14 protein-coding genes and 1 riboswitch are annotated in these 12,009 nt (G+C 74.4%); of the genes, 9 read left to right on the forward strand and 5 right to left on the reverse strand.

What is annotated here, in order from left to right; all coding sequences use genetic code 11:
• Positions 1-8: 8 nt before the first annotated feature.
• Entirely contained in the window at positions 9-2,090 is a 2,082-nt protein-coding gene (locus FB557_RS10530; protein ID WP_170236264.1) for a primosomal protein N' family DNA-binding protein, read from the forward strand.
• 5 nt (positions 2,091-2,095) lie between these two features.
• Here FB557_RS10530 and FB557_RS10535 read toward each other — a convergent pair whose 3' ends face one another.
• Positions 2,096-2,278, reverse strand: coding sequence for a hypothetical protein (locus FB557_RS10535; protein WP_144857547.1), 183 nt, complete (start codon positions 2,276-2,278; stop codon positions 2,096-2,098).
• 66 nt (positions 2,279-2,344) lie between these two features.
• Between FB557_RS10535 and fmt the strand changes: the two genes are divergently transcribed.
• Genes fmt through rpe form a run of 3 tightly spaced genes read left to right on the forward strand, consistent with a single transcriptional unit; the run spans position 2,345 to position 5,554 of the window.
• Positions 2,345-3,295, forward strand: coding sequence for a methionyl-tRNA formyltransferase (gene fmt, locus FB557_RS10540; protein WP_144857548.1), 951 nt, complete (start codon positions 2,345-2,347; stop codon positions 3,293-3,295).
• Complete coding sequence (locus FB557_RS10545) at positions 3,292-4,866, forward strand: RsmB/NOP family class I SAM-dependent RNA methyltransferase (protein ID WP_144857549.1); 1,575 nt, start codon at positions 3,292-3,294, stop codon at positions 4,864-4,866. The genes fmt and FB557_RS10545 overlap by 4 nt, the downstream gene beginning before the upstream one ends.
• Positions 4,867-4,897: 31 nt before the next feature.
• Positions 4,898-5,554, forward strand: coding sequence for a ribulose-phosphate 3-epimerase (gene rpe, locus FB557_RS10550; RefSeq protein ID WP_144857550.1), 657 nt, complete (start codon positions 4,898-4,900; stop codon positions 5,552-5,554).
• Here the strand turns inward: rpe and FB557_RS10555 are convergent.
• Positions 5,535-6,362 carry a hypothetical protein gene (locus FB557_RS10555; RefSeq protein WP_144857551.1) on the reverse strand — a complete coding sequence of 276 codons (828 nt, stop codon included), beginning with the start codon at positions 6,360-6,362 and terminating at the stop codon, positions 5,535-5,537. The two genes, rpe and FB557_RS10555, sit on opposite strands and share 20 nt — an antisense overlap.
• Before the next feature lie 78 nt (positions 6,363-6,440).
• Positions 6,441-6,571: riboswitch (FMN riboswitch) on the forward strand.
• 15 nt (positions 6,572-6,586) lie between these two features.
• Between FB557_RS10555 and FB557_RS10560 the strand changes: the two genes are divergently transcribed.
• Genes FB557_RS10560 through FB557_RS10575 form a run of 4 tightly spaced genes read left to right on the forward strand, consistent with a single transcriptional unit; the run spans position 6,587 to position 8,866 of the window.
• Positions 6,587-7,306 (forward strand): nicotinamide mononucleotide transporter family protein, encoded by a 720-nt coding sequence (locus tag FB557_RS10560; RefSeq protein WP_144857552.1) that lies wholly within the window; start codon positions 6,587-6,589, stop codon positions 7,304-7,306.
• Between the two features lie 10 nt (positions 7,307-7,316).
• A complete protein-coding gene (locus FB557_RS10565) occupies positions 7,317-7,580 on the forward strand; it encodes a phosphoribosyl-ATP diphosphatase (RefSeq protein WP_144857553.1) in 264 nt (87 codons plus the stop codon).
• A 21-nt stretch (positions 7,581-7,601) separates the two neighbouring features.
• The gene (gene hisG, locus FB557_RS10570; protein ID WP_144857554.1) at positions 7,602-8,444 is read left to right on the forward strand and encodes an ATP phosphoribosyltransferase; all 843 of its coding nucleotides are present in this window, start codon (positions 7,602-7,604) and stop codon (positions 8,442-8,444) included.
• On the forward strand, positions 8,432-8,866 hold the full coding sequence (locus FB557_RS10575; protein WP_246074702.1) for a PH domain-containing protein: 435 nt from the start codon (positions 8,432-8,434) through the stop codon (positions 8,864-8,866). Before hisG ends, FB557_RS10575 begins: the two co-directional genes overlap by 13 nt.
• Here the strand turns inward: FB557_RS10575 and FB557_RS10580 are convergent.
• Positions 8,832-9,944, reverse strand: coding sequence for an FUSC family protein (locus FB557_RS10580; protein WP_144857555.1), 1,113 nt, complete (start codon positions 9,942-9,944; stop codon positions 8,832-8,834). The genes FB557_RS10575 and FB557_RS10580 overlap by 35 nt on opposite strands.
• Positions 9,941-10,495 (reverse strand): nucleoside/nucleotide kinase family protein, encoded by a 555-nt coding sequence (locus FB557_RS10585; protein ID WP_144857556.1) that lies wholly within the window; start codon positions 10,493-10,495, stop codon positions 9,941-9,943. The genes FB557_RS10580 and FB557_RS10585 overlap by 4 nt, the downstream gene beginning before the upstream one ends.
• A gap of 36 nt (positions 10,496-10,531) precedes the next feature.
• On the opposite strand from FB557_RS10585, the gene hisF reads away from it, so the two are divergent.
• Positions 10,532-11,386 carry an imidazole glycerol phosphate synthase subunit HisF gene (gene hisF, locus FB557_RS10590; RefSeq protein WP_144857557.1) on the forward strand — a complete coding sequence of 285 codons (855 nt, stop codon included), beginning with the start codon at positions 10,532-10,534 and terminating at the stop codon, positions 11,384-11,386.
• Here hisF and FB557_RS10595 read toward each other — a convergent pair.
• Positions 11,320-11,958 carry a TIGR03085 family metal-binding protein gene (locus tag FB557_RS10595; protein WP_144857558.1) on the reverse strand — a complete coding sequence of 213 codons (639 nt, stop codon included), beginning with the start codon at positions 11,956-11,958 and terminating at the stop codon, positions 11,320-11,322. The two genes, hisF and FB557_RS10595, sit on opposite strands and share 67 nt — an antisense overlap.
• Between the last annotated feature and the right edge of the window lie 51 nt (positions 11,959-12,009).

Consider the following 12,009-nt stretch of genomic DNA (forward strand, 5'->3'; position numbering starts at 1 on the left):
TCGGCGACATGCCCACCGCAGACGAGCCCGAGCCGCTGCTCGAGCTGCCCGACCCCACGGCGAAGGGGGAGCGTGACGCCGGTCCGGGGACGGACCCGGTGGAGGAGTCGGCGGCGGTGGAGGAGCCGGTCGCGGCGGTCCTCGTCGACACCGGCCTGGCTCACCTGGACCGGGAGTTCGAGTACTCGGTCCCGGCAGAGCTCGCCGACGCCGCCCGACCGGGGGTCCGGGTCAAGGTGCGCTTCGCCGGCCGCGACCTGCCCGGCTTCGTGATCCAGCGCCGGGAGAGCGCCACCCACGGTGGGCGGCTCGCCCCGATCCGCTCGGTCGTCTCGGTCGAGCCGGTGCTCACGCCCGAGATCCTGCAGCTGGCCCGGCAGGTGGCCGCCGAGCAGGCGGGCACGGTGATGGACGTCCTCCGGCTGGCCATCCCGCCGCGGCACGCGCGCGCCGAGAAGGCGCTCCCGTCGTCAGGCCCGGACCAGCCCGGGGTCCAGGAGGCGACGCGAGCGCCCGAGAGCGACCCGTGCTCGGCGCTGGGTCGCTACCGCGCCGGGGCCGCATGGTGGCGCCGGGTGCACGCGGGGCAGTCCCCCAGGGCGGCCTGGCTCGCGGCGCCCTGCCTGCCACCGGAGCAGGACTGGCCCCAGGCGCTGGCCGAGGCCGCCCTGGCTGCCGAGGGGGCGGGGCGCGGCGCCGTGATCGTGCTGCCCGACGCCCGCGACGTCGACCGGGTGGACGAGCGCCTGACCGAGGTGCTCGGCCCCGGACGGCACGTCCGCCTCACCGCCGACCAGGGCCCCCAGGCGCGCTACACCGCGTGGCTGAAGGTGCTCCGAGGCCACGTGCGGGTGGTCGTCGGCACCCGGGCCGCCGCCTACGCCCCCGTGCACGACCTCGGCCTGGTGGCCTGGTGGGACGACGGAGACGACCTGCACGCAGAGCCCCGCGCCCCGTACCCGCACACCCGGCTCGTCCTCACCGCGCGGGCCGACCAGGCAGGGGCAGCACTGCTCGTCGGGGGCCTGACCATGTCGGCCGAGACCGCCCGAGAGGTCGGGGAGGGGCGGCTGCACGTCATCGGCGGTACCCCGCAGCGGCGGGCCGCCCCACGGGTCCTGGTCGCCGGCGAGGGGCTTGAGGAGGAGCGAGAGGGGCACGCCGCCCATGCGCGCATCCCGCCGAGCGCCTACCGGGCCGCACGCGAGGCGCTCGCCCACGGTCCGGTGCTGATTCAGGTGCCACGCCGGGGGTACCTACCGGCGATGTCGTGCGCCACCTGTCGCGCACCCGCGCGGTGCGAGCGCTGCCAGGGCCCGCTGGCCCTGGACGGGCCCTCGCAGGACCCCCGGTGCCGGTGGTGCGGGCACGCCGCCGGGCAGTTCACCTGCCCACACTGCGCGGGCACCCGGCTGCGAGCCGGGGTGATCGGGGCCCGCAGGACCGCCGAGGAGATCGGGCGCGCCTTCCCGGGTGTCGCCGTGATCACCTCCGGCGGGGACCGGGTGCACGCGCGCGTGCCGCGGGAGCCGGCGGTCGTCGTCGCGACCCCGGGCGCCGAGCCGGTCGCCGACGGCGGCTACGCGGCGGTGCTCCTGCTCGACGCCTGGGCGCTGCTGGACCGCCCCGACCTGCGGGCGGCCGAGGAGGCGGTCCGCAGGTGGTTCGGCGCCGCCGCGCTGTCGCTGCCCTGGTCCGCGGGGGGAGTGGTCGTGCTCGCCGGTGCCCCGGCCCAGGTGACCCTGCCCCCGGTCGAGGCGCTGGTGCGCTGGGACCCGCAGTGGTTCGCCGGCCGCGAGCTGGCCGAGCGGGCCGAGCTCGGTCTCCCGCCGACGTCGTGGTCGGCGCAGGTCCGCACCCTGCGCACCCGCGTGGCGGGCATCACCAGCGCCGTGTCGGGGTCCGGGGGTGAGGTGCTCGGACCCCTACCCGTGCCGGGTGACGACGCGGCGGTGCTCCTCGTCGTACGCGGGCCGTGGGAGCAGGCCGGCGCGCTCGCAGGGGCGCTACGGGAGGTCCGAGCGCGCGAGAGCGCGCACAAGGAGGCCGTGCTGACCTCGGTGCGGGTCGGTGCCGTCGACGGGGCCTGAGCCGCTCAGTCGTGGTCGGCGGCGTCCTCGTCGGTGGCCGGGCCCTGCGGCATCGCGCCGCCCTCGTCGGTCCAGTTGCGGCCGGTGTCGTCGTCCTTGGCCGGGTCGGAGACCGTGTCGGGCTCGACGGCCGGACGGTCCTCGCCGCGCTCTTGACGCTCGGCGGTCTTCTTCTCGTTCTCGCTCATGGGAGCACTCTGCGCCCGCCAGGGGTCCGGTCGCAACCGCCCGCGGCGCACCTAGACTGCCCTGTCGTGCGTCTCCTCTTCGCCGGCAGCCCGCAGGCCGCTGTCCCCTCCCTTCGCGCGCTCGCCGCGTCCGCGCACGAGGTGGTCGCCGTGCTCACCCGTCCCGACGCCCCGGTCGGGCGGGGTCGACGCCGCGAACCGACCCCGGTGCGGCGGGTGGCCGAGGAGCTCGGGATCGAGGTCATCACCGATCGACCGCGCGACGACGGCTTCGCCGAGCGTCTCGCTGCGCTCGACCTCGACTGCTGCCCGGTGGTCGCCTACGGCGAGATCCTCCCGGCCGAGGTACTGGCTATCCCCGAGCACGGGTGGGTCAACCTGCACTTCTCGCTGCTCCCGGCCTGGCGGGGGGCAGCGCCGGTTCAGCGCGCGATCATCGCCGGCGACGAGGTGACCGGTGCCAGCACCTTCGTCATCGAGCAGGGCCTGGACACCGGCCCGGTCCTCGGGTCGATGACCGAGACGATCCGCGACCGCGACACCTCGGGTGAGCTGCTGGAGCGCCTCGCCGAGGGCGGCGCCGAGCTGCTCGTCGCCACGATGGACGGGCTCGCCGCCAGCCGGCTGGAGGCGCGTCCCCAGGCGGTCGACGGGGTCTCCACCGCGCCCAAGCTGCAGCCCGCCGATGCGCGCATCGACTGGACCCGGCGCAGGAGCGCGATCGACCGGCTGGTGCGCGGCTGCACCCCCGCTCCGGGCGCCTGGACCACCTTCCGCGGGCACCGGCTGCGAATCGGACCGGTCACCTGCGCCGACACCGGTGCCGACACCGGCGTGAGCCTGCGCCCCGGCGAGATCCACCCCGGCAAGCGCGAGGTGCTCGTCGGCACCGCCGACCAGCCGGTCCGCCTCGGGCAGGTCACCCCGGTCGGCAAGAAGGCGATGGACGCCGCCGACTGGGCGCGCGGGGTGCGCATCGAGCCCGGTGAGCGGCTGGGAGAGGATGAGGTCTCATGAGCGCGGACCGACGAGGCGACCGGCCCACCGACGGGGGCCGCGGTGGGCGGCCCGCCGACGATCGGCGAGGTGGGCGGCCCACCGACGGTCGACGAGGTGGGCGGCGTGGTGGGCCCCCGCAGCGGTCGCGCACCGCGCCCGCGCAGCGCGGACGGCAGGGCGACCCGTCCCGCCTCGCGGCCTACACGGTGCTGCGTGCGGTCGCCGACGGTGCCTACGCCAACCTCGAGCTGCCCCAGGAGATCCGCCGCCGTCGCCTCTCCGGGCGCGACGCCGGGTTCGCCACCGAGCTGACCTACGGCACCCTGCGGATGCAGGGGCTCTACGACGAGATCATCGCCGTGGCGGCCGACCGGCCGGTCCGCCGCCTCGACCCCTCCGCCCTGGACGTGCTTCGCCTCGGGGCGCACCAGCTCTTCGGGATGCGCGTACCCGAGCACGCGGCCGCCGACCAGTCGGTCGCGCTGGCCCGGCAGGTCGCGGGCGCCGGAGCCGCCGGCCTGGTCAACGCGGTGATGCGGAGGATGTCCGAGCGCACCCTGGAGCAGTGGCGCGAGGAGGTCGTCCCTGACCAGCCGGCCGCCGCCCGTCTGGCGGTCTCGACCTCTCACCCCGAGTGGGTGGTCAAGGCGCTGCGCCAGGCGCTCGTCGGTCACGGCGCCGCGACGAAGGAGACGATCGACGAGCGCCTCGGCGAGCTGCTCACCGCCCACAACGTCCCCGCGCCGGTCACCCTCGTCGCACGCCCCGGCCTGTCCACCGCCGAGGAGCTGCTGGGCGCCGTCGGGCTGACGACCAGCGCGGGTGAGCACTCTCCCTTCGCCGTCGTCATCGCCGGCGGCGACCCGGGCTCGCTCGCCGCGGTCCGCGAGGGCCGGGCGGCGGTGCAGGACGAAGGCAGCCAGCTGCTGCCGCTGGCGCTCGCGCAGGTTCCCGTCGAGGGGGTCGACGGGGCAGAGCGCTGGCTCGACCTGTGCGCCGGACCCGGCGGCAAGGCGGGGCTGCTCGCCTCGCTCGCCGCCGAGCGAGGCGCCGCGCTCGTCGCCAACGAGGTGAGCGAGCACCGCGCCGAGCTGGTCCGCCAGACGCTGCGCCCAGCCCTTGCCGCCGCCCGGGAGGCGGGGCGCGAGCTGGAGGTACGCGTCGGGGACGGCCGCGAGGTCGGCGCGGAGGAGCCGGCTCGGTACCACCGCGTGCTCGTCGACGCACCGTGCACCGGTCTCGGGGCGTTGCGCCGGCGGCCGGAGGCCCGGTGGCGCCGCAGCCCGGACGACCTCACCACCCTGGGGCCGCTGCAGCGCGACCTGCTGACCTCCGGGCTGGACGCTCTCGCCCCGGGCGGGGTCCTCGCCTACGCCACGTGCAGCCCGCACCTGTCCGAGACCCGCTTCGTCGTCGAGGACGTGCTGCGCCGGCGGGGCGACGCCGAGCTGCTGGACGCCCCCGAGACGCTGCAGCAGGTCTGCGTCGGCGACCTCGAGGGCACCGGCGACGGGCCGATGGCCCAGCTCTGGCCGCACCTGCACGGCACCGACGGCATGTTCCTCGCCCTGATCCGCAAGACCCGCTGACCGACCACCGACCGCAGGGAGGGCACCGCCCGTGCAGATCTCACCGAGCATCCTGGCCGCCGACTTCGCCAACCTCCAGCACGAGCTCGAGGCGATCGCGACCGCCGACTGGGCGCACGTCGACGTCATGGACAACCACTTCGTGCCCAACCTCACGCTCGGGCTGCCGGTCGTGGAGAGCCTGCTGAAGGTCAGCCCGGTCCCGATCGATTGCCACCTGATGATCGAGGACCCAGACCGCTGGGCCCCTCCGTACGCCGAGGCCGGAGCGGGCAGCGTGACCTTCCACATCGAGGCCGCGGCGGACCCGGTGACCCTCGCCCGGGACATCCGGGCCCAGGGGGCCCGGGCGAGCATGGCGCTGAAGCCGGGTACCCCCTTCGCGCCCTACGAAGAGCTCCTGCCCGAGCTCGACATGGTCCTCGTGATGACCGTCGAGCCCGGCTTCGGCGGGCAGGCCTTCATGGCCGACCAGATGCCCAAGGTGCGCGAGGTGCGCGAGGCGGTCCGCAGGCGCGGGGGAGAGATCTGGATCCAGGTCGACGGGGGAGTCTCCGGGGAGACCATCGAGCGGTGCGCCGAGGCCGGCGCCGACGTCTTCGTCGCCGGGTCGGCCGTCTACGGAGCGGAGTCGGCAGCCGAGGCGATCGAGGACCTGCGCGCCCAGGTCAGCGGCCACGCCCACTGAGCAGGCGCCGCAGCCGGCCGGAGCGGGTGAAGAGCTCGTCGGGGTAGGCGACGTCGACCTCGTGGATGGTGACGTCGTGCCCGGCGAAGGCGGGCGCAGACCCGACCGGTCTGGCCTGCACACAGATGCCGGTCTGCACGTCCAGGGCGACCTCGTAGCTCTCCGGGTAGTCCCGACGATCGGCGACCGGGCCGCCCGCCTCGCCCTCGAACCACTCAGAGACCTCGCCCCAGAGCAGCGGGCAGCAGCCGCAGCGCGGGGCGTAGGCCCAGGTCGGCGTGACCCGGGCCCACCACGTCTCCCGGCCCCGTCGCTGCGCTGCTCGCAGCTCGGTGATGCGCGTGCCGGGCACCTGCTCACCCTCGGCGAGCGGGCGCTCCTCCCCGGTGACCGGGTCTCGGGAGGAGTCACCGTCGGCGACCTCGACCGGATCGAGCAGCGCGAGCCACAGGTAGGTCTGCCAGAAGGGGTCCGCGTCCTCGACGTCGTCCCGGTCCGGGCGGAGCAGGACCAGTCCGTCCTCGCCCAGGACCGGGTCGATCTCCCGGAGCCGGGGCAGGTGCACCGGCTCACCGCCGGTCCGGTCACCGTCGAGGGCGTAGCGCATCGCCACGGCGGGCTCGTGACGGCCCACCTGGACCTCCCCGGCGTACTCGACCCGGAGCAGGCTGCGGTCACGGATCCACGCCTGGGCGTCACCGACGTCGTCGCCGAGCGGGTCGTGCCACGTCAACCGCACGCTGCTCCAGCGCCACGGTGAGCTGCGAGCGAGGGCCCGGAAGGCGTCCTCGGAGGGTGCGGCATCCATCCCGCCATCCAATCGGGTGGCCGAGCCCACGGCCACCCGATTTCGGCCGGCGACCACCCTTCGCCACAATGAGCCGCGCACGCACCTCGTGACTCGGTGAGATCCCGAACCGGCGGTAGAGAGCCCGCGACCCGGCTGCCCAATGCAGACGGTGAACTCTGGTGAGACCCCAGGGCCGACGGTCATAGTCCGGACGAGAGGGGTGCGGCAGAGAAGGATCAACCATGTCTCTCCTCGAGTGGTTCTACTCGGCGGGCTTCGACGTCGCGGGTTACCGGCTCTCGGTGATGGAGCTCGTCGGCGTCACCTTCGGTCTCGGCTCGGCGATCGGCGGGATGCTCCGCAAGGTCTGGGCCTGGCCCATCGGGATCGTCGGCAACGCCATCCTCTTCTTCGTCTACGTCGGCATCACGATCGGGCTCGACGACGGCGCCGACAAGGCCCCGCTCTTCGGCCAGTCCGGCCGGCAGATCTTCTTCATCGTGACCAGCCTCTACGGCTGGTGGCGCTGGAGCCAGGTCAAGCGGGTCAACCAGCACGAGCGGCACGCCATCACCCCCCGCTGGCAGACGATGAACCAGCGCCTCCTGCTCGTCGCCGGGTGGGTCGCCGGCGTCATCGTCGGGCAGTGGGTCTTCGCCCAGCTCGGGGCCGGGTGGCCGGCCCCGCGGTGGTACTACTGGGCGGACGCGTGGATCTTCGTCGGCTCCTTCGTCGCGACCTTCGCGATGGCGAAGGGGTGGAACGAGTTCTGGCTGGCGTGGATCGCCGTCGACCTCGTCGGGGTGCCGCTGCTGTGGCACAGCGGCTACGTGCCGACGGCCGTCCTCTACGCCGTCTACGCCGTCTTCGTGGTGTACGGCTTCACCGTCTGGCTGCGGGCCTCGCGCACCGAGCGTCCCGACAGGCAGCCGGAGGAGAGGGCCGCGGGAGCGGCGACCTAGAATCTTCGCCGTGAAGACCTTCGAGGACCTGTTTGCCGAGCTGTCGGACAAGGCGGCGAGCCGCCCCGAGGGGTCGGGCACCGTCGCCGCCCTCGACGCCGGCACCCATGCGATCGGCAAGAAGGTGATCGAGGAGGCCGCCGAGGTGTGGATGGCCGCCGAGCACGAGGGGCAGGAGCGCCTCGCCGAGGAGATCAGCCAGCTGCTCTACCACCTCCAGGTGCTGATGATCGACGGCGGCCTGACCCTCGACGACGTCTACGCCAAGCTCTGAGAAGAGGAGTACTGCACCGCGATGCGCATCGCCGTCCCGAACAAGGGCTCGCTCTCCGAGCCCGCCGTCGCCATGCTGCGAGAGGCGGGCTACCGGGTGCGACGCGACAGCAAGGAGCTCGTCGTCGCCGACCCCGACAACGGCGTCGAGTTCTTCTACCTCAGGCCACGCGACGTCGCCGTCTACGTCGGCAAGGGGCAGGTGGACGCGGGTATCACCGGCCGCGACCTCCTGCTCGACTCGGCCAGCCCCGCCGTGGAGGCCCTGGCGCTCGGCTTCGCCCGGTCGACCTTCCGCTTCGCCGGTCGGCCCGGGACGGCGCAGACCGCCGGCGACCTCGACGGCAGGCGGGTGGCCACCTCGTACCCGGGTCTGGTGCGGTCCTGCCTCGCGCAGGCCGGGATCGACGCCGAGGTGGTCCGCCTCGACGGCGCGGTCGAGACCGCGATCACGCTCGGGGTGGCCGACGCCATCGCTGACGTCGTGGAGACCGGGACCACCCTGCGCAACCAGGGGCTGGAGGTCTTCGGTGAGCCCATCCTGCGCAGCGAGGCCGTGCTTATCCGGCGTCCGGGCAGAGACGAAGGGGGCGCGGTCGAGGTCCTGCGCCGCCGGCTCACGGGAGTGGTCACCGCCAGGCACTACGTGATGCTCGACTACGACTGCCCGGCTGAGCTCGTGGAGCGGGCCGCCGAGCTCACTCCCGGCCTGGAGTCGCCCACGCTCTCGCCGTTGCACGACGAGACCTGGTTCGCGGTGCGGGCGATGGTGCCGCGTACGCGGACCAACGCGATCATGGACCAGCTCTACGAGCTCGGCGCACGCGCCATCCTCGTCACCGAGATCACGGCGTGCCGGATCTGATGGCCGGCGACGCCCCCTTCGTCCCGCGGCGCGGCCGGGTCGTGCCCGCGGTCCTCGCCGTGGCCTCGGTCGTCGTCTTCACCGTCGTCGCCTTCGTCGTGCCCGAGCGCTTCCAGCTGGCGGACCGCGTCGCCTTCGTCGGCCTCGGGGTCGCCGTCGCGCTCGTCCTGAGCCGGTACGTCACGATCCGCGCCGCCGCGCACGAGGACGGTCTCTTCGTGCGCAACCTCGGGCCCGCGCAGACCATCCCGTGGCAGCAGATCGAGGGGGTCCGCTTCGCCGAGGGCATGCCGTGGGTCCGGCTCGACCTCGAGGACGGCGACGACGTGGCGGTGATGGCCATCCAGCGGGCCGACGGCCCGGGCTCGGTCGCGGAGGCCCAGCGGCTCAGCGATCTCGTGGCGCGGCATCGGCGGCGATGATCAGCTCGCGCGCCTGCTGGTAGCCCAGCCCGGTGACCATCAGCAGGTCGAGGCACATCGAGCGCATCTGGGCACGCATCAGCTCGGCGGAGAGCGAGGCGTCCTCCGCGCGGGCCGCGCCCTCGGCGGCGACGGCCGCCAGGGGCGCCCGGAGCGACTCGCCGGACCCGCGTTGCCCGAGGTCCTCGCTCAGCGCCGTGGCGGCGTCGGCGAGATGGGTGAGGAAGTCGAGGTAGGCGCCCGGGACCGGCTCGTCGGAGCGGACGGCGACGCCGCTGCGGCGGGCGAGGACCCGCAGGTTGCGGATGCACCGGTCGAGCGGGGTGACCGTCGCCGACACGGTCCGCAGGTCCGGCCTGCGACGCAGGTGGAAAGGAGAGATCGCCGCGACCTCGAGCGCCGCCTTCGCGTCCTCGCGCAGCTGGGTGACCGCGGTCTCGGTGGACCGCGCGCGGTGCAGCGCGCGCTCGGCGGCCACCTCGTCGCGCTCGCGCACGGCGTGCACGCAGTCGCGCAGGATCTCGGCCACCTCGTCGACCAGCTCGGAGACCTCCCGTCGCGGTCGGTGCAAGGGTGAGGAAGGCACGAGGGTCGCGAGAAGCAGCGCGATGACGCCGCCGACCACCGCGTCGAGCCATCGCGAGAGGGCGGCATCGGCGTCGGCCACGAGGGTGGTGATGATGATCGCCTGCACCCCGGCCTGGACGGTCAGCAGGGGACCGGCGCCGAGGAAGGTCGCGATGAACATCGCGATCGAGGCGGCGACCGAGATCTGCCAGACGCCGGTGCCGAAGGTGAGCACGAAGAGATCACCGACGAGCACCCCGACCGCGACGCCGACGACGAGCTCGGCGATCCGGCGCAGCCGCTGACCGTAGGTCAGGCCGAGGGTGACGACGACCGTGACCGGCGCGAAGAAGGGGGCGGGGTGGTCCAGGCCGTACCGGGCGAGCCACCACGCGGCCGCAGCGCCGATCGATGCCAGGAGGATCCGGCTGGAGCGGTCGAGGACCCGCTGGAAGCGAGCGCGGACCGTCGCGCGCGGGCGCAGCGCCCTCACCTCGGCCCGGATGCTCATGTCGCCAGCACGAGGTCGGCTTGCCCCTCCAGGCCCCTCAGCACCGACCGCTCCTGCCTGGCCCACCTCTCCCAGTGAGGTGCGAAGGTCTCGCCGTCCCGGTCCAGCGCGCGCCGGCGCCGGACAGCCTCCGGCGCGCTGAGCCAGACGGTGACGCACAGGAGCTCGCGGGCCGGCTCCGCCGTCGCGGCGCACCCCTCGAGGACGACGACAGGGGCGAAGGGGACGAACCGCACCGGCCCGGGGTGTCCCGCCCGCCAGTCCCAGGTCGGCAGCTCGGCGTCCTGGCCGTGGGACAACGGTCGGAGCAGGTGCTCGGCGAGCAGCGCGGGAGCCTTCGCGAGTCCGTCCCAGCCGGGGTAGACGCCCTCGGCGTGGACCACCGGCCACCCGGTGGCGGCGTGGACCTCGTCGGCGAGGTCGGTCTTGCCGGCGCCGCTGCGCCCGTCGATGCCGACGACCCGGGCAGCGCCCACCGGGGGAGCCTCACGCACGAGGTCGGCGACCCGGAGCGCGGGCGACGCGGCGGGGTCCGGCGGCTGATGCCTCACGACGTCCGAGGGTATCCCGGGACTAGGCTGCCGCTCGTGTCTGTGGCTGTACGTGTGATCCCCTGCCTGGACGTCGACGACGGGCGGGTGGTCAAGGGGGTCAACTTCGCCGACCTGCGCGACGCCGGCGACCCCGTGGAGCTGGCTCGGCGCTACGGGGAGGACGGAGCCGACGAGCTGACCTTCCTCGACGTGACCGCGAGCAGCTCGGACCGGTCCACCACCTACGACGTCGTCCGCAGGACCGCCGAGGAGGTCTTCATCCCGCTCACCGTCGGGGGCGGGGTCCGCACGGTCGAGGACGTCGACCGGCTGCTGCGGGTCGGCGCGGACAAGGTGGGGGTGAACACCGCGGCGATCGCGCGCCCGGAGCTCATCGCCGAGGTCGCCGACCGGTTCGGCGCCCAGGTCCTCGTGCTCTCGGCGGACGTCCGGCGGCGCCGGGACGACACCGGGGCGGTGACCGGAGGCTTCGAGGTCACCACCCACGGGGGACGCCGCGGGACCGGCATCGACGCGGTGCAGTGGTGCGCCCGGGCGGCCGACCTGGGAGCCGGCGAGATCCTGCTGAACTCGATGGATGCCGACGGGACCAAGGCGGGGTTCGACGTCGAGCTGATCCGCGCGGTGCGCGGGGAGGTCCAGGTGCCGGTGATCGCCAGCGGAGGGGCCGGCTCGCCCGCCCACTTCGCGCCGGCGGTTCAGGCCGGGGCCGACGCCGTGCTGGCCGCGAGCATCTTCCACTTCGGCGAGGTCGGCATCGGGGAGGTCAAGGACGCTCTCGAGCGCGCCGGGCACCCGGTCCGTCGGGGCCGGGCCGCGGCTCAGACGCCGAGGCTGGCCGAGGACAGCGACGCCACGGAGGCGTCGTCTCCGAGGAACTCCACCTGAGCCACGCCCTTGCGGCCGTAGAGGAAGAGGATCTGCTCGCCGGGGTGCCCGTGGATCTCGACCACCGGCCCCCGTCCGCGGCTCACCCGCTTGCGGGTCCGTGCGGTGACCAGCTCGACGTCGATGTCCTTCACGCCGCGCAGCATGAGGGGGGCCATCGCGACCAGCCGGGCGGACAGCCCGTCGGTCATGTCCTGGTCGAGCTGGCGCGGGTTGACCACGCCGCGGGCGCGCCGCACGTCCTCGTGGTGGACGAACATCTCGACGAGGTTCGCGGCCTCGTCCAGGGCCCGGAGCCGGGTCGGGTGCCACGCCGGTGGACCCGAGCGCACCTTCTCGACGAGGGACTCGAAGGGGGTGTCCTCGGCGAGCCGGCGAGTTGCCTGGTCGGTGCGCTGCGCGAGCGGCGGGGCGACGATGCCCGCGGCGAGGTCGAGCCGGTGGCTCTCGCGCAGCACGAGGTGGGCAGCCAGGTCGGCGGTGGTCCAACTCCCGCTGAGCGTGGGAGCGGTCGGTCCGGCAGCGAGGAGGGTGTCGCAGAGGGCGTGGCGTTCGGCGCGGGCGAGTCGCATGAGGTCTCCCAGGTCTGGTCGGGGTCGGCGATGCACGAGGTGTCGCTCTGA

It is taken from the genome of Marihabitans asiaticum, assembly GCF_007828725.1.
Lineage (GTDB): Bacteria > Actinomycetota > Actinomycetes > Actinomycetales > Dermatophilaceae > Marihabitans > Marihabitans asiaticum.

Coding starts and splice junctions, on each gene's coding strand:
- FB557_RS10545 (WP_144857549.1), top strand. CDS start 3,292: ATGAGCGCGGACCGACGAGGCGACCGGCCCACCGACGGGGGCCGCGGT.
- FB557_RS10530 (WP_170236264.1), top strand. CDS start 9: ATGCCCACCGCAGACGAGCCCGAGCCGCTGCTCGAGCTGCCCGACCCC.
- FB557_RS10580 (WP_144857555.1), bottom strand. CDS start 9,944: ATGAGCATCCGGGCCGAGGTGAGGGCGCTGCGCCCGCGCGCGACGGTC.
- FB557_RS10535 (WP_144857547.1), bottom strand. CDS start 2,278: ATGAGCGAGAACGAGAAGAAGACCGCCGAGCGTCAAGAGCGCGGCGAG.
- FB557_RS10595 (WP_144857558.1), bottom strand. CDS start 11,958: ATGCGACTCGCCCGCGCCGAACGCCACGCCCTCTGCGACACCCTCCTC.
- FB557_RS10555 (WP_144857551.1), bottom strand. CDS start 6,362: ATGGATGCCGCACCCTCCGAGGACGCCTTCCGGGCCCTCGCTCGCAGC.
- hisG (WP_144857554.1), top strand. CDS start 7,602: ATGCGCATCGCCGTCCCGAACAAGGGCTCGCTCTCCGAGCCCGCCGTC.
- FB557_RS10560 (WP_144857552.1), top strand. CDS start 6,587: ATGTCTCTCCTCGAGTGGTTCTACTCGGCGGGCTTCGACGTCGCGGGT.